Annotated in this window: 23 protein-coding genes; 4 read left to right on the top strand and 19 right to left on the bottom strand. The window is 53.0% G+C overall.

The window, feature by feature from the left end:
- The first annotated feature begins 278 nt into the window (after positions 1–278).
- Positions 279–908: a carbohydrate binding domain-containing protein gene (locus J7M22_04500; GenBank protein ID MCD6505869.1), complete on the top strand. Its 630-nt coding sequence runs from the start codon at positions 279–281 to the stop codon at positions 906–908.
- A gap of 124 nt (positions 909–1,032) precedes the next feature.
- Here the strand turns inward: J7M22_04500 and J7M22_04495 are convergent, their stop codons facing one another.
- The 16 genes from J7M22_04495 to lysS all read right to left on the bottom strand — a co-directional run bounded on the left by J7M22_04495 (position 1,033) and on the right by lysS (position 18,595).
- A complete protein-coding gene (locus tag J7M22_04495; GenBank protein ID MCD6505868.1) occupies positions 1,033–1,851 on the bottom strand; it encodes a geranylgeranylglycerol-phosphate geranylgeranyltransferase in 819 nt (272 codons plus the stop codon).
- Positions 1,848–3,479 (bottom strand): CehA/McbA family metallohydrolase, encoded by a 1,632-nt coding sequence (locus tag J7M22_04490; protein MCD6505867.1) that lies wholly within the window; start codon positions 3,477–3,479, stop codon positions 1,848–1,850. Before J7M22_04490 ends, J7M22_04495 begins: the two co-directional genes overlap by 4 nt.
- Positions 3,476–4,600, bottom strand: coding sequence for a glycosyltransferase (locus J7M22_04485; GenBank protein MCD6505866.1), 1,125 nt, complete (start codon positions 4,598–4,600; stop codon positions 3,476–3,478). Before J7M22_04485 ends, J7M22_04490 begins: the two co-directional genes overlap by 4 nt.
- A gap of 6 nt (positions 4,601–4,606) precedes the next feature.
- Positions 4,607–5,521 carry a UbiA family prenyltransferase gene (locus tag J7M22_04480; protein ID MCD6505865.1) on the bottom strand — a complete coding sequence of 305 codons (915 nt, stop codon included), beginning with the start codon at positions 5,519–5,521 and terminating at the stop codon, positions 4,607–4,609.
- Positions 5,514–6,293 (bottom strand): polysaccharide deacetylase family protein, encoded by a 780-nt coding sequence (locus J7M22_04475; protein MCD6505864.1) that lies wholly within the window; start codon positions 6,291–6,293, stop codon positions 5,514–5,516. Before J7M22_04475 ends, J7M22_04480 begins: the two co-directional genes overlap by 8 nt.
- Positions 6,283–7,350, bottom strand: a complete 1,068-nt coding sequence (gene lpxD, locus J7M22_04470; protein MCD6505863.1) for a UDP-3-O-(3-hydroxymyristoyl)glucosamine N-acyltransferase — start codon at positions 7,348–7,350, stop codon at positions 6,283–6,285. Before lpxD ends, J7M22_04475 begins: the two co-directional genes overlap by 11 nt.
- A gap of 17 nt (positions 7,351–7,367) precedes the next feature.
- The gene (locus tag J7M22_04465; protein MCD6505862.1) at positions 7,368–7,973 is read right to left on the bottom strand and encodes an OmpH family outer membrane protein; all 606 of its coding nucleotides are present in this window, start codon (positions 7,971–7,973) and stop codon (positions 7,368–7,370) included.
- Positions 7,974–8,208: 235 nt separating this feature from the next.
- The gene (bamA, locus tag J7M22_04460; protein MCD6505861.1) at positions 8,209–10,566 is read right to left on the bottom strand and encodes an outer membrane protein assembly factor BamA; all 2,358 of its coding nucleotides are present in this window, start codon (positions 10,564–10,566) and stop codon (positions 8,209–8,211) included.
- 85 nt (positions 10,567–10,651) lie between these two features.
- On the bottom strand, positions 10,652–11,110 hold the full coding sequence (locus J7M22_04455; protein MCD6505860.1) for a DUF86 domain-containing protein: 459 nt from the start codon (positions 11,108–11,110) through the stop codon (positions 10,652–10,654).
- Entirely contained in the window at positions 11,107–11,565 is a 459-nt protein-coding gene (locus J7M22_04450) for a hypothetical protein (protein ID MCD6505859.1), read from the bottom strand. The genes J7M22_04455 and J7M22_04450 overlap by 4 nt, the downstream gene beginning before the upstream one ends.
- On the bottom strand, positions 11,522–13,924 hold the full coding sequence (locus tag J7M22_04445; protein MCD6505858.1) for an ATP-dependent Clp protease ATP-binding subunit: 2,403 nt from the start codon (positions 13,922–13,924) through the stop codon (positions 11,522–11,524). Before J7M22_04445 ends, J7M22_04450 begins: the two co-directional genes overlap by 44 nt.
- Complete coding sequence (locus tag J7M22_04440) at positions 13,921–14,301, bottom strand: hypothetical protein (GenBank protein ID MCD6505857.1); 381 nt, start codon at positions 14,299–14,301, stop codon at positions 13,921–13,923. The genes J7M22_04445 and J7M22_04440 overlap by 4 nt, the downstream gene beginning before the upstream one ends.
- A gap of 12 nt (positions 14,302–14,313) precedes the next feature.
- A complete protein-coding gene (gene ilvE, locus J7M22_04435) occupies positions 14,314–15,189 on the bottom strand; it encodes a branched-chain-amino-acid transaminase (protein MCD6505856.1) in 876 nt (291 codons plus the stop codon).
- A complete protein-coding gene (locus tag J7M22_04430) occupies positions 15,173–15,877 on the bottom strand; it encodes an ABC transporter ATP-binding protein (GenBank protein MCD6505855.1) in 705 nt (234 codons plus the stop codon). The genes ilvE and J7M22_04430 overlap by 17 nt, the downstream gene beginning before the upstream one ends.
- Positions 15,870–17,141, bottom strand: coding sequence for an ABC transporter permease (locus J7M22_04425; GenBank protein ID MCD6505854.1), 1,272 nt, complete (start codon positions 17,139–17,141; stop codon positions 15,870–15,872). The genes J7M22_04430 and J7M22_04425 overlap by 8 nt, the downstream gene beginning before the upstream one ends.
- On the bottom strand, positions 17,138–18,595 hold the full coding sequence (gene lysS, locus J7M22_04420; GenBank protein MCD6505853.1) for a lysine--tRNA ligase: 1,458 nt from the start codon (positions 18,593–18,595) through the stop codon (positions 17,138–17,140). The genes J7M22_04425 and lysS overlap by 4 nt, the downstream gene beginning before the upstream one ends.
- A gap of 633 nt (positions 18,596–19,228) precedes the next feature.
- Here lysS and J7M22_04415 point away from each other — a divergent pair.
- Genes J7M22_04415 through J7M22_04405 form a run of 3 tightly spaced genes read left to right on the top strand, consistent with a single transcriptional unit; the run spans position 19,229 to position 20,973 of the window.
- Entirely contained in the window at positions 19,229–19,630 is a 402-nt protein-coding gene (locus J7M22_04415; GenBank protein ID MCD6505852.1) for an S-adenosylmethionine decarboxylase proenzyme, read from the top strand.
- Positions 19,611–20,462, top strand: a complete 852-nt coding sequence (gene speE / locus J7M22_04410; GenBank protein ID MCD6505851.1) for a polyamine aminopropyltransferase — start codon at positions 19,611–19,613, stop codon at positions 20,460–20,462. The genes J7M22_04415 and speE overlap by 20 nt, the downstream gene beginning before the upstream one ends.
- Positions 20,463–20,466: 4 nt before the next feature.
- On the top strand, positions 20,467–20,973 hold the full coding sequence (locus J7M22_04405; GenBank protein MCD6505850.1) for a tetratricopeptide repeat protein: 507 nt from the start codon (positions 20,467–20,469) through the stop codon (positions 20,971–20,973).
- Here the strand turns inward: J7M22_04405 and J7M22_04400 are convergent.
- Genes J7M22_04400 through J7M22_04390 form a run of 3 tightly spaced genes read right to left on the bottom strand, consistent with a single transcriptional unit; the run spans position 20,970 to position 22,661 of the window.
- Positions 20,970–21,938, bottom strand: coding sequence for an RluA family pseudouridine synthase (locus J7M22_04400; GenBank protein MCD6505849.1), 969 nt, complete (start codon positions 21,936–21,938; stop codon positions 20,970–20,972). The two genes, J7M22_04405 and J7M22_04400, sit on opposite strands and share 4 nt — an antisense overlap.
- Positions 21,926–22,483: a DUF366 family protein gene (locus J7M22_04395; protein ID MCD6505848.1), complete on the bottom strand. Its 558-nt coding sequence runs from the start codon at positions 22,481–22,483 to the stop codon at positions 21,926–21,928. The genes J7M22_04400 and J7M22_04395 overlap by 13 nt, the downstream gene beginning before the upstream one ends.
- A 4-nt stretch (positions 22,484–22,487) precedes the next feature.
- A complete protein-coding gene (locus J7M22_04390) occupies positions 22,488–22,661 on the bottom strand; it encodes a CPBP family intramembrane metalloprotease (protein MCD6505847.1) in 174 nt (57 codons plus the stop codon).
- Between the last annotated feature and the right edge of the window lie 191 nt (positions 22,662–22,852).

Raw genomic sequence — 22,852 nt, 5'->3', positions numbered from 1 at the left:
TTGATATTCTCTTCTATTTGAGATATCCTATCCATGGGGTCACCTCTTCTTTTGGATTTGCTCTTACTTTAACAGAGATGACCCCTTTTGTAAAGCCAATGGGGCGAAAAATCTTTCGCCCCTACCTCAAGGGAAATAAGAGCGAACACAATTGGTAGGCTTCGGCTCATAGAGCGGCCGGGAGCCTTGGTCTATCTGCCGCAATGGGATAGAAAGGAGGGGGTTCCTCAACCGGCAGATAGGTCAGTTTGACACAGTTTGAGGAATCAGGTTGAAGCATGAGAATTCTTAAACTTTTCATCTCACTCTTCCTGCTCCTGATCGGGGGGATGGTCGGAAGTTACGGCGCTGAGATCGAGAACCTCGTGTCGAATCCGGACTTCGAGGAAGGAACGAATGGGTGGAAGCTCAACGTCGGTGGAAACTCCGCCGGCCTGATAAAGGCCGAGAAAGGGGGAGTTACAGGCGATTTCTGCCTCTTCGCCCAGATAGACGCCGTAGGACCTGACGACTGGAACCCCGAGATTCACTCTCCGAGCTTTGAGGTGAAGGCCGGCAAGATCTACACCTGCGCTTTCTGGGCGAAGACGGAACAGGAGAAGACGAGGCCTCTCTACGTCAAATTCGAGCAGCTCGACACGTGGGAGGGCCCGAGCAAGACCTTCACGATAACCGATGAGTGGGCGGAATATTATTTCTCGCCCAACATGACCGTCCAGAGCCCGCCGTTTGTGGTCATTCACATCGACTTTCGAAAGCAGAAGGAGGATGTATGGCTCGATCATTTCCGCGTGTATCAGGGGGAGTATTTGGAGGAGAAGCTGCCGCAGCCGGGAGGAAAAGGGATGGCTGTCCGGCCAGGCGGCAAACTGGTCACCCTGTGGGCCGACATAAAATCTCACCGATAGATCCCCACAAAGGGATAGCTATCTGCTCGGCTATAGCTCTCAACTGTAAGGAACTAGGAGCTAGAAACGAGGATTTTCATCCCCTTTTATGGGCTCATATGGATGAAATTCTCGGGGGATTAAATCAGGAGAGATATATCGCTACGAGGCCGGCTATGATATCGAGTTTCATCACTTTCTGCACGATGGGAGCATTTAAGGGGGAGCGGAGCATCCCGACGATACAGCCGATCATGACCGCATCCACCCCTATCGCCACGGTTAACATGTATCTCCACGAGTAAATTCCGAGGAGAAATGGTATCGGGGATACCGCCACCACAATTCCCATCACGATCGCCGATATGAGCGCCGCGGTTCTGGCTCCCCAGACTACAGGAGCGGTTTTGGCGCCGGCGGATCTATCCCCTTCCACATCCTCGATATCCTTGACCACTTCCCTGGCCAGCGTGAACAGGAAGGCGAAGATGGAGGGGATGAGAGCTCCGAGGGGCTTCTCCACGGCGACGCCGCCCGATATAAACGTCAATCCGGTCAATATCGCCACGACGACGTTGCCCAGCAGGGGGGTGCGCTTAAGCTTGATCGCATAGAGGAAGAGCAGGAGCACAACGCCGATGGATATGAAGGTCGCCGTCAGGTTAACCAAAAGGGAAAGCAGAACGCCGAGCGCGGAACATAGAACGGAGAAGATCGTCGCTTCGCCCTTGGATATCCTGCCGGAGGGTATAGGACGGCCGGGCTTATTGATCCGGTCTATCTCCACATCACAACGGTCGTTGATCGCATTTCCGGCCGATAGGATCAAAAAGGCAGCCGCGGCCACATATGAGATCGGAAGGATCGGTCCGCCGCCTGAAAGGAGGGCGCCCAGGAAGACGGATGCGGAAGCTATCACGCCGTTGGCCGGCCTGGATATGTCGATATAGGCTTTAACCTTCATGGCACAACCCATATCGGGTTGGTCAGGCATCTGCCCTTTTCGGAGATAACCTCGAGCCTCAGATATGACCTGTCAGGGATCTTCGTCCTACATGAGAAGTGCTCCTCGAAGGATGAGGTTCTCAGCCTGCTGAGGGTCACCTCCATTTTCCTCCCCAGATCGCCGGCTATCAGTCTAGCCCTTTTGAGCCTTCCGAACTCCGGCGTTGAGAGGCAGATCGCTTCGATCTTCACCCTTCCGGCTCTGACGCTTCCTCCAACCGCAGTCCTCCTCCCGGTCTCGTCCTCGGCGAATATCGTTCCGAACGGTCCGTCGGTGACGATACATCTTCCCTCCTTCAAAGCGCTATGGACGTTTTCCTCCCTGATCTTCTCCCGCGTGAGGAGACAGGTCCGCGGTCTGCCGAAGGAGCTTCCCCGTTTCTCGGCGACCCAGAAGAACGGATAGGTGACCCGCCTGAACCTGTTGAAATCTCCATGTGCATCGCTACCTGCGATCACGTAGAGCCTGTATCCCGAAAGCAAAAGCTTGATCCAATGCCTGTAGCTTATCTCCAGACCTATCTTAGAACATCCGTTCCACAGTTGCATTCCATAGCATCCCTCCTGGGTTAGATCCTCATCCCTCCAATGACCTCTATTGAGGACGAGACGGCTGAGGAAGGTGCTTCCCTCATGGGGATGAGCGGCATATGCGTATCCCCCGCTTTCCCTCAACAGCGATAGCACCTTCTCAAGTGGCAGATCGGGATGGTTGCGGAAGTTTATCCCGCGCTTGCCGCCGTCCCCTCTGCCGGGGATAAAGGAGCGTGATCGAAAGGCGAGCAGATGTATGTTTTGATCGAGCGAGTTGCCGCATGAGATCTCCTCGCCTAAGAGGACGGCGAAATCGTCGTCCAGGCCGTTTATCTCCTCCACCTCCTCGATCAATCTTCTCCATCTGCCAAGGCTTTCGTCCAGCCCGAACATCTCACCGGGAGGTATATCCAGATCGTATGAATGGTCGGTCACGGCGAACCAGTTCAATCCCACCGCCTTGGCCATCACCTTGGCCACCCAGATGGGCGCCCCGAACTCCACCTGATCATCGGTCTTATCCGAATGATAATGTACGTCGCCGTAATACCAACCCTCAGGTTTCGGCAGGTCATATTCCGAGACGTAGATGTCGAATCCGTCATGGGATATCCCCGGAAGGTTGTCGTTTTTCACCCTTCTTATGAAGCCGTTCTGACGATAGATGAAATGCACGTCCAGCTTCACCTTTCCACCGGCCCATTTCGGGAGTTCCACCATTTCGACGTTGAACGTCAGCCTATCCGATATCTTCCTCCTCCCGTTGAGGAGATCGATCCTTGATCTCCTCCCACTCGAGCTAACCACGGCGTAGATCCGAAGCATCTCGATAGGGAACAGATCTGCATCCTTAACGACCCATAAAATCGGGACCTTTTCTCCTTTTTTCACCCTCCACGGGGCATCGGCCAGAACCTCGGGTCTTCTCCTGTGTATGAAGCTCAATCCCTTTTTGAAGGAGTAATGTATCTCCGCGTATGTGAGGAGGAACCTCCTGATCAGGATATAGAAAAGGGGCACAAGGCATGTCCAGAAGAAGAAATCCCTCATCATTTCTGATAGGCCTCCCCTTTCCAGCGTATCTCCCTGATCACCATGGCATATATCATGACCAGAATGGGATATATGAGGACGATAACCTCGTAAATCGGCATCAGAAGGAGCAATTTTTGCTTTCCAAGCCTTAAGGCACCTGGGATCGTTAGTATCAGGTCCGCCAGAAACTTAGCGCAAAAAGCCGCTGAGGATATCCAGAACAACGGCTTCCACAGCATCGAGAGGATAAAGCCCACCACGAGGGAGAGATGAAGGATCAGGATCGGCACGAGGGGCATGACCGTCCAGGCCCTGGTTTCAAATCCGCCTATCAGCCATCGGGCCCTCTGACTCAGGAAGTCACGTGCCCCACTGACGGGCGATGTGTAGACGATCGCCTCGGGGTTGTATGCCACCTCAACCTTCCAGTTCGTCCGACGTCTTACCGCCTGTATCAGCTCGGCGTCCTCGGTGACGGTTTTCCCCAACCCCTTAAAACTGCCGATCTCCCTGATCAGGTCGGAACGATAGGCTATGTTATTTCCGATACAGCTTACCGGGACGCCCAAACCGACAGCCCCCGCCGCTGCGTTCAGGAGGAAAAGCATGTCCAGGGAGTAGATCATACCACCGATTGAGACTTCGGTCGATCGGATGAGCGTAAACCCCATCACCATCCCCACCCCATTTCCGAAATATCTCACCATACTTCGGGCCCAACCGGGAGACACCACACAGTCAGCGTCGGTATTCAGGATTATCTCGCCCTCGCAGAACTTCAGACCTTCATCAAGGGCGTTTTGCTTGCCGGTCAGCTCCGGGGGTTTATAGGAGATCTTCACCAGCTTCAATCTCTTATCCTTTGAGGCAATGTCCGAGACGATCCGAGCCGTTCCATCGATGGATCTATCGTCTACGATGATGACCTCCATCAGATCTCCAGGATAATCCTGAGACAACACCGCCTTCAGGCAGTCCTCGATCTTACCCTCCTCGTTTCTGGCCGGGATGAGGATAGAGACCGAGGGGGTTCCCTCGCTGGATGTCCGACCGGCGAGCAGGACGCCCACGAATAGGAAGAAGGTCACCATCAGATAAAACCCTGTATATATTAAGATCAGAGCACCCAGAAATAACATGGCGAATCACGGATACCTGATTCCGAATCTCCCGCGATAATACCATCTGACGAGGAGCAAGATAGCGAGAAGCCAAACGATATACATCGGGACGAAGATGCCGACGATCATCGAAAGCGACGTTATGCCGAATTTCGTGGCCGAGGAGATGCTCGATGGCCCCGGGTTTAGGGCCATCCTGATGAAAAAAGGCCCGGATATGATGGAGGCCGAGGCGGAGATTAAATCCCTCAGCCACAGCGCCGAGATCAGGGCGGCAAGGAGGAGGGAGAGGCTCAGCCAGCATGATCTCCTCAAACCCAGCACCACCCCCGTTGTCCTATCGCCCACCGCCTGATCGCCCTTGATATCCAGCAGGGTGGTGTTCACGAACGTGCTTCCGACGCAGAGGAAATAGGGCAGGCTTTTGAGCCACATCCCGCCGGAGTATCCCGAAGCTGAAACCCATCCCATGCCGAAGGCGATACATCCGTAGCCGAAGGCGTTCGAGATGAGGTCCAGAAACGGTCTCCCTTTGAACCTGAAGGGTCTCACCGAGTAGAGAACACCCATCAGAAGGGAGAAACCCCAAAGGCAGATATAGATGGACTTCAATCCGTATCGCGCCGTCGCCATCACTCCGCTGATCAGGATCAGAAGCGACATCTCGGCCATCAGGATCGAACGGCTGACATGTCCCTCAGCCACCAGATAGAGCTTCTCGTTGACCGTATCGCTCTCCACGTCGGTTATCTGATTGAGCACATAGACGAAACCCATGAGCATGGTGTAGAGGATGAGCGTGTGGAGGAGCGATCCCGACGGCATCAGGATGAAACCGGGGATGATCTCGGTGGAACTTCCCCTCAGATATCCGGCCAGAACCATCGTCCAGACGGGGATCATAAGGGTGGGCCTGAGAACCATCAGATAATCAAGCATGGACCAACCTACCGGCATGTGAGCACCTGTTAACCATCAGATTGAGCTTGAGGAGAAGCCGCCTCAGCCTTTGAGAGCCGAGTCCGAGCTTGATCCTGAAGCTCTCCAGCGTGTCGAACGAATACACCGATATCCTCGGCAAAGAGAAAGCCGTTTCGGCTGAAGCGGGAAGAAAGGGGTTCATGGTAAACGCCGCGCTGTATCCCGCCTTCCGAACCGATTTAACCACATCCTCATTCCAATCTCCATACGGATATGAGAACAGATCAACCTTTGCCCCGATCTCCCTTTCAAGCTTGATCTTAGACCATTCGAGCTCGAAACGGCGCAGGATGCCGCGGCATGATGTGAGGAATCTGTGTGTCGCCCCGTGAGAGCCGAACGTGAATCCATCGGATCTCATCTCCAAGATCTGATCGATCGATAGATGCTTAAACCTGCCGCACAACCTGACGTCCCACCGGTTCCAGCTTCCTATGAACTCGGATATCAGGAAGACCGTAGCGCTGAATCCGTTCTCCATCAGGATCGGGCGGGCGAATCGATAGACACCTTCATATCCGTCGTCGAAGGTTATGAGGACCGATCTTTCGGGAAGCGGATGTTGGTGGAGGAGATGATCGAGCAGTTGATACGGCGAGATCGAGATAAACCCCTCTGAGCGCAACAGCTCGATCTGTCCTCGGAAGGATTCGGGAGATACCCGTGTCAGGCCGATCTCCCTCCTAGATTCAACCTTATGGTAGACGAGGATCACGGACTCACTCGACATGGACCCTCTCGAGCAACAGAGCCAGTTTCTTCTCCAGATCTGCGACTTTACCCTCTAGCTCTTTGATCTGATTCACGGTTTCCGGCAGTTTCCTTATAGCCGCCTGAACCCTCAGCTCCCTGATGTGAGGCTCCGCGGGAAAGCCGGAGACGAACTGATTGGGCGGGATGTCCTTCGTCACCCCGGCCCTCGCCGCCACGGTGACGTTATCGCCTATCCTGACGTGGCCGACTGAGCCGGACTGGCCGGCGAATATGACCCAGTTGCCAACCTGTGTGCTGCCGGCGATTCCCACCTGAGCGGTGATGAGACAGTTCTCACCTACCACGACGTTATGGGCGATCTGGACGAGGTTATCGATCTTCGTGCCTTTCTTTATGATCGTGGCGCCGTTGGTGGTGGTAGCCCGATCTATGGTGGTATTAGCGCCTATCTCCACATCGTCCTCTATGATGACCGTACCTATCTGGGGGATCTTGTGGTGCCTATCGCTTACCTTGGCGAATCCGAAACCATCCGTGCCTATCCTGGCGCCGCTGTGAATTATCACGCCGTTTCCGATCCTACATCTCTCGCGTATGGTCACGTTCGGATAGATCACCGTTTTCGATCCTATCTCAACTCCGTCGCCTATGTAGACGAAGGGATATATCACCGTTCCGGAGCCCACTTTGACGTTATCTCCCAGGTAGACATGGGATTGGATGACGACGTTCTCGCCCAGTGAGACGTTTTCACCGATTATGGCCGTCGGGTCAACTCCCGGTTTAAAGCTTTTCGGCTTGGGGGTGAAGAGCTCGAGAACCCTGGCAAACCCGTAGAACGGGTTATCGACCCTGATGAACGGCTTACCGTAGCAGTTTCTGACATCCCTGCCCACGATTACGGCGGATGCTCGGGTTTTGGAGAGCTCAGATCTATATCTGGGATTGGCCAGGAATGTTATATCTCCGGGATTTGCCTCTTTGATTCCCGATACGCCACTTATCTCCACCTCGCCGTCGCCCACCAGTTCGCCTCCTAACATCTCGTTTATCTCTCTAAGCTTCACGGTCATACGCCCTCACAGGGAACTCACTTCCCCTGCTCCTTGGATTTGGATTTTTCAGCTCCCCCCTTCGATTTAGCGGCTTCAGGATGTTCCTTGAGGTATTTCTGGTTTAGGATCTGTATCACCTTCTCAGTTATATCGAACTGAGGGTTGACGTAAAGCGTTGCGATCTTATCCACAATCAGGTCGAACCCCTCTTCTTTGCCTATCTGTTGGACGACCTGATCTATCTCCTTGATTATCGGCTCGGTCAGTTCCTGCCGTTTTTTATCCAGTTGCTGCTGTCCCGCTTGGATGAACTGTCTTATCTCCTCCTTCTTTCGCTCTATCTGCTGAAGCATCTCCTGTTCCTTCTTCTTATCGTCGATGAAGATTCGCTGTTTGTCGTATTTCTCCTGGAGCGTTCTCAGGTCTTCGCTCATCTTCTTTCCCTGTTCCTCCAGCTTGCTTATCTCCTCGTTCAGCTTAACCTGGGCCTCCTGGGTTTTGAGGTATTTGTCGAACACCTCCTGGGTATTGACGACGGCTATCCTTATCATCCTCTGTTGCATCGTCTGGCTTGAAGCCGCCACAGCTATCGCCACGGCGACTATGATTATGGTTGAAACCAAAAACCGTTTTTTGGACATAACTTGAAGCCTCCTTTAATTTTATTCGTTCTTATCTCCCTCGTGCGGCATCTATCTATAGCCAATTGTCCGACGTCCACAGCTCAACCGTCATTTGTAAAGTCATTTGGCTTCGCCGTCATTTATTGAATGACGATAAATGGCGACAAATGACAATAAATGACCTATAAGCGGTGGACGGTAACTTTAAAAATCTCCGCTGCACCTTTCCCACCTCCTGTCGGGATAACCGCGCTTAAAACCCCGGCCCTATGGTGAAGTGGAACTTACCCTTCGGGGCAAGTTTGCCGTGACCGAGGTTCCGATCGAGGGCGTAGCCGTATTCCAGTCTCGCCAGCATGCCGAACATCTCAAATCTCACTCCTACGCCGATGCTTCTCCTCGGTTTGAAGTCGTCCAGTAAAGCTTTGAGCGTGCCGGTGTTTTCGTTCCACGTCTGTCCCATATCGAAGAAAACCAAGCCCCTGATGGCCTCAACTATCGGGAAACGCCATTCCAGGTTCAGATAGTACATCTTATTGCCGCCCCACGCGCTCGATATATACTCGTTTCCGGGCGGGACGATCGTGAAATCATCGTATCCCCTAACGGTATCGGCCCCGCCGAGGAAATACCTCTCGTATATCAACCCCAACTGTCTCTGTTTATCCTCAAGTGTTTTGAGCGAACCGGCCCTCAGATATCCGACCTTAAGGTGAGCGGCAAACACGAACTTCCAGAACGGGTTGACGAACCATGAGCCCTCATATGTATATCTCTGAAACCTGTTTATCCTCTCCCCGCTTCCCAGCAAACCGCCGGAGAACTCCACCGATAGATCGTTGTAAGAGCCTCCGCTGGGATCGAACATGCTTGAGAGGTAATCGCGCGTGTCTCTGGTCAGATAAAAGGTCATGCTTCTGGTCTCGCGCCTCTCCACCCCCTGATACACGTCCTTCAGCTCATAGGGCACCTCGGTCGATACCATCTCATCCTTTAACCTGATGGCCACGTTCAGGTTGCGGGTGAGTGATCGGCCCAGAGTTATCGTTCCGCCGTATCGTTTGTCCGTGTAGGACCTATCGCGTCTGTTAGAGTAGTAATAGTAGAGGTATCGCTGTCTCTGGGTGCTGTAGAGGGATATATTCAGCGAGGTAGGAGTGTTTAATATCCAAGGCGTATCGAAGGTGAATCGAGCTATCTTCCGGTTACGTATTCCCACCTCGCCCTTGAAATACAGCCTGTATGCCCTGCCGAGGAGGTTGTTATGGCCGATCTCGGCGAAACCGAAAAGCCCGTCCTGGCTGCTATAGCCGCCGCCGATGCCGAAGGAACCCATCTGAGGCGATTCGACTATCTGGACGATCAGATCCTTCCTGTTGCCCTTCCCGCTTCCTCCGGGGATGAAATCCACCCCCTTGATAAAGGGACCGAGCGAGATGATTCTCTGGCGAGCTTTACGGATATTTTTGACGTTGAACGGTTTGCCGGGTTTGATATCGAGCCTGTCGAGCTCCCTTCGGATCACCTCATCCTTCGTCTTCTCCAGCCCCGTTATCACCACTTTGTTTATCAGAACCTGTCCGCCCTCGTTGATCTTCAGCGTGATGTCCACCAGCCCTTTATCCTCTCGGAACCTGATATCGGGCGTGATCTCAGCGGTTATGTATCCCTCGTCGATATACGCCTGTTGAAGTTTAGCTATATCCTCCTGGAACTTCGACTGGCTGAAGATATCGCCCACGTCCAGATTGAGATGTGATCTTATCTTATCATCCGAGAAGATCCTCTTGCCTTGTGAAACCACATCCAGATCATATCTTCCGATCCTGAACTGTTTGCCCTCATCTATGGTGATCTCCACCGTGACCTTTCGGTTGTCGGGTGAGAACTTCCTCTCCACCTTCTTGACGGTGGCGAAGATGAACCCCTTGTCCCTGTAGAGCTGTTCGATCTTTTTAACATCTTCTTCCAGGACGGAATCCCTTAGATATTTCCCAGCTCTGGTTCGCATGACCTTTCTTATAGCCCTATCGGACAACCCCTTGCTTCCCAGGAGCTTCACGTTTTCCACCTTCACCTTTTCGCCCTCGGAGATGGCGAAGATCAGATCGACGGTGCCATCCTGATTTTTCTTCGTTCTCGTATCGACCTTCGCGTTGTAAAAGCCTTTATCCCTGTAGAGCTGGAGTATCCTCTGTTTGTTATCCCATACGGTTTTCTCGTGGAAGAACTCCCCGGGCGAGATGCTGATCTTATCCCTGATCTCCTTCTCCTTTATCGCTTTGTTCCCCTCGATCTTGATGCTCTTAATTTTGGGGTTTTCGATCACCTTATATTCGACGCTTAACCCGCCATCCACCGGCTGAACGTCCACCATTATGTTAGAGAAGGCTCCGGTGGAGTTATAGAGCTCCTTGATGTCCTTTGAGAGCTTGTCGAGCGATATCTCCTCGCCCTCTCTGGTTTCGATGAGGCTTCGAATAAGCTCTTTGGATATGTTCTTATTGCCGGTTATCTTAATCTGTTTGACGATCAGGCTGGTATCCTCAGCCCATAAGAGGGGGACAGCTAAAAAGACGATCGCTAGGATTAAGGGGAAAAACCTCCTCATGCGGTGAACCCTCCCGAAAGCGAAATTTTTCCGTTCAAAGCTAAAGATGAAAAACGCAACAGTGAGGTTATCTGTTGACCTGAGTTTAAAGCCCTTCATCCAGCATCTCCTCATGTTCCCTCAGCCAGCGCAGATACGCTCTCTTCATTTTCTCCAGATCTCCAAGCCGATAGGCACAGATCTCATAAAGCTCCTCAGACGTGACCTCGTGATAGAAGTGAACCAGTCTATTTCGATATCCGGCCAATATCCTGAGGAGCTTAACCTCCTCTCCTAAGAGCACTCCATTTTCACCCAGCTTGGTTGCTATCTCCTTATATTCGCTCACGCCCTGCCCGAATCCTTTAGCGAGGATATGACGGCCGAGATCCAAAAGCGCCTCGAGAGCTCGCCGCAGGCGGGATTCAGCCGCCCAGATATTTCTCCTATCTGAGAGGAAATCCTCCTTACTCTTCAGAGGAAGCGATCGGATACCACCGATCATCTCCTCAATCCAGGAGAATCTATCGGTCACTACCTTGCTGGATACCCTTCCAGGACTCAAGTTTTCACCCCTAATATCAGCTCTATCCTTTCCCTCTCCAACGGGGCGAGATCTCCGGCCCTCCTCAGGACATAGAGATCATATTCGTCCGCTATATCCTCGTCCTCGACATACAGCCTCTCGCCACGGATGATGTCTGCGGCCAGAAAAGGCTTGGCCTCAGGCAGGACGATAAGATCAACCCTTTCCACACCGAAGAAGTCCTCCAGGGCTATGGCCAGTTGAACCTTATCGTACACGGTGAGACGTACCCCCGGCGACGGCTTAATTCCTATATCTAAGTCGGATGGCCCCGGATCTAACCTCTCCATTCTTCCCTCCATCCACATCCTCACCTCTTTTGCCCTGCTTCCAAAAGCATAGAGTATCGCCACGCGAAAATCCCTGCAGATCTTCCGGAGCCGTTCGGATCTATCTCGATAGAGCGAGGACGATCTCCGACTCGGTCTCGACATCCTCTATCATCACCTTGCCTTCCTCATATCTGATCCTGACCGGAACATCCCCAGTTATCCTGCCCTCAACGATCCTCTGGGCGATGAGGTTCTCGATACTCCTCTGGATCTCATGCCTCAGCCCCCTCGCCCCCAGCTCAGGTTTATATCCTCGTTTGACGATCATCTCGATGATCGACTCATCGAAGGACAGCTCATACCCGCTTTCCCTCGCCTTCTCGGCCAGCTCCTCAAGCATCAGAGAGGCTATCCTTCTCAGATCCGATTCATCCAGCGGTCTGAAGATAACCGTCTCATCTATCCTATTGAGGAACTCGGGATTGAACCGTTCCTTGAGCCGCGAGATGATCCTCTCCCGCATCATCTCCCCCGACTCTCGCAGCTCTCTCATTGAAAAGCCGAGCGATCGGTTGTAGGCGATATCTCGGGTGCCGACGTTGGAGGTCATTATCAGTATGGTGTTTCGGAAGTCCACGGTATGGCCCAGATTATCGGAGAGCCTACCGTCTTCGAGGATCTGGAGCAGGATGTTATAGACATCGGGATGGGCTTTTTCAATCTCATCAAACAGCACAACCGAATATGGTCTGCGTCTGACCTTTTCCGTCAGCTCTCCCCCCTCGTTGTATCCCACGTATCCCGGTGGGGCGCCGATCAACCTGGAGACGGCGAACCGTTCCATGAACTCGGACATGTCCAGCCTTATAAGGGCATCCTCTCTGCCGAAAAGGAACTCGGCTATGACCTTTGCGGTGTAGCTTTTGCCGACCCCCGTAGGTCCGACGAAGAGGAAGGAACCTATGGGCCTTGAGGGGTTCTTCAACCCCGCTCTGGAGCGTCTTATAGCGTGAGCGACGAGGGATATCGCTTCATCCTGTCCGATGATTTTCCTCCTCAGCTCCTCCTCGATTCTGGCAAGCTTTCTAACCTCCGGCTCGCTCAGGTTTTCAACCGGTATGCCGGTCCACCTGGAGACCACCTCGGCGATCTCATCCTCTGTGACGGGGATCTTATGTCCGGCTATCTGCCTCCTGATCTCCTGCTCTCTGGCTTTCAACTGCGAGCAGAGGGCGAAATCCTCTTCCACCTTGGCCTGTTCCTTACGCCTGATAATCTGCCTGAGATCTGATTCCAGCTTTCTGATCGGCTCATGGGACCTATGCGCCTTTATCCTCGCCAACGCCCCCGCCTCGTCTATGACGTCTATGGCCTTATCGGGAAGGAATCTATCCTGGATGTATCTGTCGGATAGTCTCACGGCGGCGGCTATCGCCTGAGGCGTATAAATGACGTTGTGGTGGGCTTCATATCTGGATTTGATCCCCATCAGTATCTCGATCGTCTCCTGAGGAGTTGGCGGATCGATCATAACCGGCTGAAGCCTTCTCTCCAGCGCTCTATCCCGCTCGATGTATTTTCGATACTCATCCAGCGTCGTGGCGCCGATGCACTGGATCTCACCCCGTGCGAGGGCGGGTTTGAGTATGTTCGATGCATCCAGCGCTCCCTCGCCAGCTCCCGCCCCGATGACGGTGTGGACCTCATCTATGAAGAGGATCACATTTCCGCTTTTGACTGCCTCGTCTAGAACCCCTTTCATTCTCTCCTCGAACTGTCCTCTGAACTTCGTCCCGGCGACTATAGCTCCCAGGTCAAGCGCCAGCAGCCTTTTGGCCATCAACCCCGGCGGAACATCACCGGAGACGATCCTCTGGGCTACTCCCTCGACGATGGCGGTCTTGCCGACGCCGGGCTCGCCGATGAGCACCGGATTGTTCTTGGTGCGTCTCATGAGTATCTGGATGATCCTACCGAGCTCCTCCTCTCTGCCGATGAGGGGATCGAGAATCCCCTCACGGGCCATCTCGGTTATATCCCTGCAGAACTGGTCCAGCATCGGCGTGGCGTTTTGCTCCAGTAGCCCCGCGCGCTCTGATACAACCTCCCTGAGCTCCTCAAGTTCCGCGCCGTGCCTCTCCAACACAATGGCCGCCAGCCCCTCGCTCTCGCGCAGTAATCCCAAAAGCAAATGATCGGTCCCGACGAAGGGCGTTCCCATCGCCTCCGCCTCTTCAACCGAGTATTTGATCACCCTGTTTATCCTGGGCGAACGCTCCGGGGTGACGGGATAGAACCGGTTGATTGCCCTCTCCACGAGTATCTGCTCGATTTCCTCGCGGATGCCGTTCGGGTCTACACCTACCACCTTGAGCACCTGAACCGCCTCGCTGTTCCCCTCCTGCAGGATCGCCAGAAGGAGATGCTCGGTATCCACCGTCGGCTGATTGAATCGGGCCGCCTCCTCTAGGGCCGTCTGGAAAACCCTCTGTGCCCGTTTCGTATATTTGGGAACCATCATTCTATTTCCGCCATAGGAAGCTTAGAACGTGGACTGGGATAAACCTTCAGATCCCTCGGCTCGATGATGAGATCTAAGGCCTCCATAACTATCGCCCCAAGCAGAGCATAGCTTTTATCGGGCTCGACTATGGCCTCAAAAACTCCTTTTCTCCCGCAGACCTCAACTTCAACCCCCCAAACGACATCCCTCTCTGCCGTCTCCTCATTGGCATATTTAACGACCTGTCTCCTTATCTTAGGGAATCCGTGTCTTTCAACCACTTCTCCCGGCAGAACGAGGATGGTAGCTCCCGTATCCACCTTTGCCGTCAGCTCCTCAGGTTCGGTCTCCTTTATCGGGTTTCTTATCTTTATCCTTGTATATGTTATCCCCATTCCGTCACCTCACTACGTATCGTAGATCGGTGTCCCGTGCGTCTGAGCGTATCGTCTGAAGGCATCTATAAGCTTGAGCGTCACCGGTCCGGGCTTGCCGTCGCCGATGGGGCGTTTGTCCACCTCCACGACCGGTATGACCTCCGCGGCCGTCCCCGTTAGGAAGCATTCGTCTGAGGTGTAAAGCTCATATCTGGTGAAGAGCTCCTCCCTGACCTCTATTCCCATCTCGCGTGCCAGATCCATGACACAGTTTCGTGTCACCCCTTCCAGTGCTCCTATGTAGACCGGCGGGGTTTTGAGCACGCCCCTTTTGACTATGAAGACGTTATCGCCCGTGCATTCTACGACGTATCCCTCCGAGTTGAGCATTATGGCCTCGGGGGCATTGGCGAGTTTCCCTTCGATCTTAGCTAAGATGTTGTTGAGGTAGTTGAGCGATTTTATCCTCGGGTTGATCGCCTCAACGTAATTGCGACGGGTCGGAACGGTGACGATCCGAAGGCCCTCTTTGTAATACCTTTCAGGATATAGCACGATCTTATCTGCTATGCAGAAGACCGTCGGCTTAGGACATTTATCCGGATCAAGCCCCAGATCTCCCTCGCCTCTTGTGACGACAAGCCTGATATACGCGTCGCTCAGATTATTTCTACGCAGGGTCTCAAGCACCACCTCACGCATCTCCTCCATCTCAAGCGGTATCCTCAGCATGATCGCCTTTGCCGAGTCATAAAGCCTCTTGAGATGCTCATCTAACTTGAAGACCCTGCCGCTGTATGACCTTATCCCCTCGAAAACCCCATCTCCATAGAGCAGGCCGTGGTCGAAGACCGATATCTTCGCCTCCTCCTTGGGGACGAACTCCCCGTTAAGATATACTAACATCTGATTCCTCCTCCTCGACGATCTTTCCATCGATCAATTTAACCATTCTATCCCCCCGCTTTGCGAGGTTCAGATCGTGGGTGGCGAGGATAAGGGTTTTACCCATCATCTCCTTGAGCTCCCAGATAAGCTCAAAGACCGTTTCGCTCGTCCGCGTGTCCAGGTTTCCAGTAGGCTCATCGGCGAGGATCAGCTTCGGGTCGTTGACCAGAGCCCTTGCGACGGCCACCCTTTGTCTTTCCCCGCCGGAGAGTTTTGCGGGTTTATGGTTCATCCTCTCCTTCAACCCGACCCTTTTTAAAAGCTCCTCCGCCTTGGCGAACGCCTCATCGGACGGTTTCCCCGCTATCAGAGCCCCCATCGCCACATTCTCAAGGGCGGTGAACTCCGGCAGAAGATAATGAAACTGGAAGATGAATCCGATCTGACGCGATCTGAAATCGGCCAGTTTCTCCTGATCCATGCTGAATATGTCCTCTCCCTCAAAGAGCACCTTGCCTGACGTGGGGGTGTCGAGCGTTCCGATGATATGGAGCAGCGTGCTCTTCCCCACCCCGGAAGGGCCGACTATACAGATCATCTCTCCGCGTCTGACCGCCAGGTTAATCCCTTTAAGCACGGGCAACTCCGTGTCGCCATCGAAATAGGATTTCCTCAGATCTACGACCTCTACCAGGGCTTCACTCATATCTGAGCGCCTCCACGGGATTGAGGGTTGCCGCCCTACGTGAGGGATAAAGAGCTGCCAACAGGCAGATCACAAAGGCCGAGATGTTCACCAGAACCACAAAGGGCCAACTTATCTTAACCGGAAGGGTATCCAACTGATAGACGTCCTTGTATATCGGTATGTGGAGCCACGTCTCGAGCGACCAGCATAAAAACAGGCCAAGTCCTGTGCCGACAGCGGCTCCGATCAGAGCGATGGCGCCGCTCTGAAAGGTGAATATCTTGGCTATACCCCTATTTTGGGCCCCCATGGCTTTCAGTATCCCGATATCCCTCACCTTCTCCATAACGAGCATGATAAGCGAACTGGTTATGCTGAAGGCGGCGACGATCACGATGAGCATCTCAACCACAAAGGTGACCCTCTTTTCAAGCTGCATGGCGCTAAATAGGTTGCCATGCATCTCCTTCCAGGTTCGAGGCAGGAATCCGAACCCCAGCTTCATCAACAGCTTGAGCCTCACATCGTCCACCTTCCCCGGATCGGCCACCCTCACCTCGACCCTGCTGACCATCCCCGGCATCTCATATATCTGCTGAGCTACACTCAGAGGCAGGAAAACTAAAGCCGAGTCGTAGCTATACATCCCGGAATCGTAGATATCCACCACCACGAAGCTACGGGTTATGGGGATATACCCGCCCGCCCTGACAGGATCGGGGACGAGCTTGGAGAAGAGAACCACCACATCGCCTATGGTGACGCCCAGCCTCTTTGCGACGCCGGAGCCCAGGATTATCGGACCGGTGATCGAGAACCTGCCCTTATATCTGGCCCTGGCCTCTTCAACCAGTCCGGGATCGAAGTTCAGGGGCTTGGAGAGGTATCTCTCTATGTTGGTCACCTTGTTCTCACGCCCAGGATCGATCCCCTTGACGATGACGCCGGTTCTCCTCTGTCCCGATCCATCCTGAACCAGTCCCTGGCTCACCACCGCCGGGGTGGCGGCGATGACGCCTTTAACGGAGGCCGCCTCTTCGATCACCCTTTCGTAATCCCCGAAGGCATCGGCGCCCTGAGCCCAGATGAGGATATGTGCCTCGGCGCCGAGCATCTTATCCTTTATAACCTCCTCCATCCCATCCAGCACCGATAGGACCACTATCACCGTGGCGATCCCGACCGCCAACCCCAGTATGGAAAAGGCATTAGCGATCGAGATGAAGGATCTTCCCTTTTTCGGTCTGAGGTATCTCAGGGCGATAAACAGCTCGTATCTCATTGATTTTCAGGCCTCATATGGGGGAAGAGGATGACATCTCTGATCGACTCACTATCCGTCAGCAGCATGGTGAGCCTGTCGATCCCTATCCCGAGTCCGCCGGTGGGAGGCATACCGTATTCCAGCGCCCTTATGAAATCCTCGTCCATCACCTGTGCCTCCTCATCCCCCAGCGCTCTCTGTCTCATCTGTTCCTTAAACCTCTCGCGCTGATCCATCGGATCGTTCAGTTCGCTGAAGGCGTTCGCCATTTCCAGACCGCCCACGAAGAGCTCAAATCTCTCGACCAACCGATTATCCCCGCGTTTTCTCTTGGCCAGCGGCGAGATATCCACGGGGTAATCCATCACTATGGTCGGCTGGATCAGATCGGGCTCGACGAAGATCTCAAAGAGCTCCGCCACGATCTTCCCCCAGCTGGGCTTTCCCTTTACCTCTCCGCCTTTCTCCTCTATGATCCTCAACATCTTCCCCTCGGATGTTCGGGTGACATCTATCCCCGAACTCTCCCTGATCGCCTCGATCATCGAGACCTTACGCCATGGGGGGGTAAGATCGATCCGATTGTTCTGATAGGTTATCGTGGTGGTTCCCAGGACCTCCCTGGCGACGTGGCTTATCAGATCCTCGACCAGATCCATCATATCGTTGTAATCTGCATAGGCCTGATAGATCTCTATCTGGGTGAACTCGGGATTATGCTCCCTGTCCATCCCCTCGTTGCGGAAGTCCTTCCCGATCTCGTAGACCTTGTCGAATCCCCCGACTATAAGCCGTTTCAGGTAGAGTTCATCCGATATCCTCAGGTAAAGGTCCATATCGAGGGCGTTATGATGGGTGATAAAGGGTCGAGCGCTTGCGCCGCCGTATAGGGGCTGGAGGATAGGCGTCTCGACCTCGAGGAATCCCCTCTCATCCAGATAGTCCCGGATCGCTCGAACGATCCCGGATCGCCTGATGAAGGTCTCACGAACTTCGGGATTGACGATCAGGTCGAGGTATCTCTGACGGTATCTGGTCTCCTTATCCCTCAGCCCATGCCACTTTTCGGGGAGCGGTCTGAGGGATTTGGTCAGGAGCTGGAAATCCTGGACTAGCACCGTCAGCTCGCCGGTTCTCGTCCTAAAGACATACCCGTAGATGCCGATTATATCGCCTACATCCAGCTTTTTATAGATCTTGTATTTCCCCTTTCCCAGGACATCCTGTCTGGCGTATATCTGTATCCTGCCGGTTGAATCTTGTATATGAGCGAATCCGCCGCGCCCCATGTCCCTTTTCGTGATGATTCTGCCGGCGATCGAGACGAAATGCTCATTCTCAGGTATCTCCTGAACCTCACCGAATCTCTCGAAGATATCCCGTATTTGGGTGTCAACCTGATATCTATAGGGGTAAGGGTCCACCCCTAAGCTGCGAAGCTCCTCAAGCTTTCGTAGCCTCTCTTCCAGCAAGGGCTATCCTCCCATCCGGAAAATTTTCAGGGTTATTGTATCAGAATATCCTTTAATTGGCAAGGGTTCGCTGAGGGTGTTGAATCAGCTTTTTCGGGGGTATTAACTCGGTTGACAAAGTGGGTTTGAGGTGATATCATATTCATCCGTAAGCCAACGTATGTCAACCACCCACGACTAAAGTCGTGGGCTTGCGATGGTGGTAGCAGGTAGAGGCTGCGAGTTGCGAGTGGCGGTTTTTCCTCATTCGCTACTCGCCACTCGCTATTCGCTGGCCTAAGCCTGTTGGACATGCCCGAAGGGCAGAATACACTCCGTTAAGGAGGTTTACCACATGAGGTAGGAGACAGGAGGCAGGAAACGGGAGACGGGAATATAGATTTTCCCCTGCCTCCTGCTTCCTGTTTTCTGTCTCCTTTTAACTTCGCTCTTATTTCCCTTGAGTAGGGGCGAAAGATTTTTCGCCCGTACTATCTTTAAAAATCTCCGCTACACTCAGCGATAATATGAGCGATATGCTTTGCTTCTTGGATATATAAATACGCCGGTTAGAAAGGAGGAATGCGGTGTTTCTCGTGAGTATGCTCTAGATCTCAAATGAAACACCGGAATAAGGAGGGGAAGATGAAAAAGATGACCACCCTTGGCAGGCACCTGCTGGTTGAGTATTATGGATGTGATAGAACAATTCTCAATGACCTGGATCTGATCCGACGGTACATGCTCGAGGCTGCAAGGCGAACGGGTGCCACCATCCTAAAGGATGTATTTCACGCCTTTTCCCCTCACGGGGTTAGCGGAGTTGTGGTGATAGCAGAGTCTCACCTTGCCATACATACCTGGCCTGAATATGGATACGCCGCCGTTGACCTTTTCACGTGCGGCAATGACGTCGATCCTTGGAAGGCATTCGAGTATCTTAAGGAGAGACTGAGGGCTCAAAAGTATCTCCCAATGGAGATAAAACGCGGTATCCTCGAACTGGAGAGGATGCCGATCTATCAGGAGCAGATCTATGGAACTGTGGGCGTATGAGGAACACAACAATACCAGGCTTGAGTTCAAGGTTAAGGAGACCCTATTCGTGGGAAGAAGTAAATATCAACGTATAGCCGTTCTAGATACGGTGAGCTGTGGTAAGCTGCTCCTCCTGGATGGGATGATAATGCTGACGGAGAAGTTCGAGTTCGTCTATCATGATATGCTTGTCCATCCCCCGCTCTTCGTACATCCCTCCCCAAAGAGAATCTTGATAATCGGCGGGGGCGATGGCGGTGCCATCCGGGAGGTGGTCAGACATGAGGAGATCGAACAGGTGGAACTGGTGGAGATAGATCCTATGGTCATAGAGGTCTGTAAAAAATATATCCCCTCCACGGCCTGTCAGTTCGATCATCCGAAGCTAAAGATTCACATTGAGGATGGCGTCGAGTTTATCAGGCGTGTTCCCGAAGGCACATATGATGTGATATTGGTTGATTCGACCGACCCTATTCCCGGAGGCCCGGCGGTTGGACTCTATAGCTCCGAGTTCTACGAAGATCTCTTCAAAGCCCTAAGTGACGACGGCATAGTAACGGCTCAGATCGCCTCGCCTTATTTCGATGAGATAGTGCTGCGGGATTACTACCTTATGGTTAGCGAGATTTTCCCAATCGTTCGTATATATCTCGCCTTCACGCCCGACTATCCGACCGGAATGTGGGCCTTCTCGTTCGCATCCAAGAGATATCATCCAATAGATGATTACGACCCGAACCGCTATCTGAACTCCGGGATAGAGACCGAATATTATAACGAGGAAATTCACAGGGCGGCTTTCGCTCTTCCGACGTTTGCCAGGAAGATGTTACAGGGAAAGGGATGATATTATGTTCCTGCCTGTCAGGCGTGACGAGGAGCTCCCTAAAAGGGAGATGCCCCAAAGCAGAGCCCTCAGACCTTATAAACCGGCAGATTATTACTATCGGAGGGGGCTCCTCGCTCTGTACACCAGGAATTATCCCAAATCCATAGCTCTCCTTAAGGATGCCCTCCACATAGACCCTCACTTTCCCATGGGGCATTATTATCTCGGCGTGGCATATTTCCTTTCGGGAGATCGTGAATCGGCCATATCCGAGTACAGAAAGACCGTGGAGCTCGATCCCACCAATTATCCGGCCTTGTTCAACCTCGGGATGTTATATCACATCGAGGGGAGATACGACGAGGCGATCGAGGTTTACAGGCGGGCGGTTAAGATCTCTCCCGACTCGGCCGAGGCGTATATCAAGCTTGGAATGGCATACGCATCGAAGGGGATGAATGACGAAGCTGTCGAGGCCTATAAAGAGGCGATAAAGATCAAAATCCTGGAGAAACTGGGTGAACTTTAATTCATCTTTCTCCTCAGCCTTTCGATCACCTCCTTCATATCCTCAGGAATAGGAGCTGAAAAGCTCATCCATTTCCCCGTTGCCGGATGTCTAAATGACAGGGTGTGGGCATGTAACATCTGTCTGGTGATCCGTTCCATCACCTTTCGTATCTCCTCATCAGGTGCCTCCTTGATCGAACGTTTCCTTCCGCCCCCATACATCGGGTCTCCCACCACCGGATGGCCGATATGGGAGAGGTGAACTCTTATCTGATGGGTTCTCCCCGTTTTGGGGCGGGCCTCTATAAGAGCATATCTTCCGTAGTCCTCTAATATCCTCACCTCGGTGATTGCCTCCTTAGGTGAGACGGAGTTGACGGAGAACTTCTTCCTGTCATGTATGCTCCTGCCTATCGGGGCGTCTATCACAAAGGATATGTCATGGGGAACGCCGCAGATAAGAGCCAGATACCTTTTACGAACCTCTCTCCTCCTGAACTGCTCTATGAGATCTCGATGTGCCAGATCGCTTTTAGCGACAACCATAACTCCGGATGTGTCCTTGTCGAGCCGATGGACGATCCCCGGCCGCTCTGCTCCTCCGATGCCCGGCAGATCGGGGAACATCCCCAGAAGGGCGTTAACCAGGGTTCCACTTCTGACCCCCGCACCGGGATGAACCGCTATTCCCGGGGGTTTGTTCAGCACTATCAGGTGATCGTCCTGGTAGATCAGATCGAGCTCCATCCTCTCAGGGCGCAGATCAAGAGGCTCAGGCGGGGGGATCTCAAGCCTTATCCGCTCCCCCGAACGAACCCTATGGCTCGGCTTGGTGGGATGGCCGTCGATCGATACATGTCCGTTGTGGATCAATTTTTTGGCGAACTCCCTCGATATACCCTCCTTTTCGCTCAGAAATCTATCCACCCTCAAACCCGATTCGGCCTCGCCCACCGTATACAGTGAGACCCTCATCTCACCCATCTCACCTTGACCCTCGCTGAAGTCATCCCTTTGATCTCGTCGGAGTATGCCTTCATGATCGATCTCGCCAGGGTTTTCGGATCTATGCCGTAATCGACAAGACCGGCCGTTTTAACGGGGGTGTTCTCGGTGGTTATGTTGAGGCCGACATGTATCAGAGTTGAGACGGGCGAACAGGTGGCGATCGACACGGAGAGCTTCGCATCGTCCGAAAATATGTCATCACCTTCCCGTCGAAAGAGAAGCGATCCGACCGAACGGTTCAGGAGATCGAGGATTATAGCCATAAGCAACCTCTGTCGAAGGATCGCCCTTTCAAGATCTACGTCGAAGTGCTCGACGATGAAGTGGAGCATCCGTTCGCTTCGTATAGGACTTCTCGCCAGGACGTCCTCCAGATCGACCATCTCATCAAACTCGACGTCACACCTCCCGATGAAGGAGACCATCGCGTCGCCCGGGATTCCGAACCTCTCATATATCCAATGCGATCGAAGTTGCTCGCCGGTATAATCTATCCTCTCATCGATAAACCTCGTCACCATTCCCTCACCTCAAAAGGATTGTAACCGTTGCAAGTAGATTGTTCATCGAATGAGCGATGACGCATCCCGTCAGGTTGTTCGTCCTCTCATAGGTCCAAGCGAGCAGAAGGCCCAGGATGAAAATCGGGATGAAATCTATCCAGCCGTGGAGCCCGGCCGAAGATAAAAGCGTTCCCATTACGCTCAAATTTCCTTCGCTCTTATTTCCCTTGGGTAGGGGCGAAAGATTTTTCGCCCCATTGGCTTTACAAAAGGGGTCATCTCTGTTAAAGTAAGAGCAAATCCAAAAGAAGAGGTGACCCCATGGATAGGATATCTCAAATAGAAGAGAATATCAAGAGCGTATTACTCCATGATGCAGATGAACTG

It is taken from the genome of Candidatus Poribacteria bacterium (assembly GCA_021162805.1).
Lineage (GTDB): Bacteria > Poribacteria > WGA-4E > B28-G17 > B28-G17 > JAGGXZ01.
Note: the sequence above shows the minus strand (reverse complement) of the source record. Positions and strands in the feature narration are given on the sequence as shown.

Excerpts from the sequence above, each read along its gene's own strand:
- J7M22_04500 (MCD6505869.1), top strand. The coding sequence starts at position 279 with ATGAGAATTCTTAAACTTTTCATCTCACTCTTCCTGCTCCTGATCGGG.
- J7M22_04495 (MCD6505868.1), bottom strand. The coding sequence starts at position 1,851 with ATGAAGGTTAAAGCCTATATCGACATATCCAGGCCGGCCAACGGCGTG.
- J7M22_04490 (MCD6505867.1), bottom strand. The coding sequence starts at position 3,479 with ATGATGAGGGATTTCTTCTTCTGGACATGCCTTGTGCCCCTTTTCTAT.
- J7M22_04485 (MCD6505866.1), bottom strand. The coding sequence starts at position 4,600 with ATGTTATTTCTGGGTGCTCTGATCTTAATATATACAGGGTTTTATCTG.
- J7M22_04480 (MCD6505865.1), bottom strand. The coding sequence starts at position 5,521 with ATGCTTGATTATCTGATGGTTCTCAGGCCCACCCTTATGATCCCCGTC.
- J7M22_04475 (MCD6505864.1), bottom strand. The coding sequence starts at position 6,293 with ATGTCGAGTGAGTCCGTGATCCTCGTCTACCATAAGGTTGAATCTAGG.
- lpxD (MCD6505863.1), bottom strand. The coding sequence starts at position 7,350 with ATGACCGTGAAGCTTAGAGAGATAAACGAGATGTTAGGAGGCGAACTG.
- J7M22_04465 (MCD6505862.1), bottom strand. The coding sequence starts at position 7,973 with ATGTCCAAAAAACGGTTTTTGGTTTCAACCATAATCATAGTCGCCGTG.
- bamA (MCD6505861.1), bottom strand. The coding sequence starts at position 10,566 with ATGAGGAGGTTTTTCCCCTTAATCCTAGCGATCGTCTTTTTAGCTGTC.
- J7M22_04450 (MCD6505859.1), bottom strand. The coding sequence starts at position 11,565 with ATGTCGAGACCGAGTCGGAGATCGTCCTCGCTCTATCGAGATAGATCC.
- J7M22_04445 (MCD6505858.1), bottom strand. The coding sequence starts at position 13,924 with ATGATGGTTCCCAAATATACGAAACGGGCACAGAGGGTTTTCCAGACG.
- J7M22_04440 (MCD6505857.1), bottom strand. The coding sequence starts at position 14,301 with ATGGGGATAACATATACAAGGATAAAGATAAGAAACCCGATAAAGGAG.
- ilvE (MCD6505856.1), bottom strand. The coding sequence starts at position 15,189 with ATGTTAGTATATCTTAACGGGGAGTTCGTCCCCAAGGAGGAGGCGAAG.
- J7M22_04430 (MCD6505855.1), bottom strand. The coding sequence starts at position 15,877 with ATGAGTGAAGCCCTGGTAGAGGTCGTAGATCTGAGGAAATCCTATTTC.
- J7M22_04425 (MCD6505854.1), bottom strand. The coding sequence starts at position 17,141 with ATGAGATACGAGCTGTTTATCGCCCTGAGATACCTCAGACCGAAAAAG.
- J7M22_04415 (MCD6505852.1), top strand. The coding sequence starts at position 19,229 with ATGACCACCCTTGGCAGGCACCTGCTGGTTGAGTATTATGGATGTGAT.
- speE (MCD6505851.1), top strand. The coding sequence starts at position 19,611 with ATGGAACTGTGGGCGTATGAGGAACACAACAATACCAGGCTTGAGTTC.
- J7M22_04405 (MCD6505850.1), top strand. The coding sequence starts at position 20,467 with ATGTTCCTGCCTGTCAGGCGTGACGAGGAGCTCCCTAAAAGGGAGATG.
- J7M22_04400 (MCD6505849.1), bottom strand. The coding sequence starts at position 21,938 with ATGGGTGAGATGAGGGTCTCACTGTATACGGTGGGCGAGGCCGAATCG.
- J7M22_04395 (MCD6505848.1), bottom strand. The coding sequence starts at position 22,483 with ATGGTGACGAGGTTTATCGATGAGAGGATAGATTATACCGGCGAGCAA.
- J7M22_04390 (MCD6505847.1), bottom strand. The coding sequence starts at position 22,661 with ATGGGAACGCTTTTATCTTCGGCCGGGCTCCACGGCTGGATAGATTTC.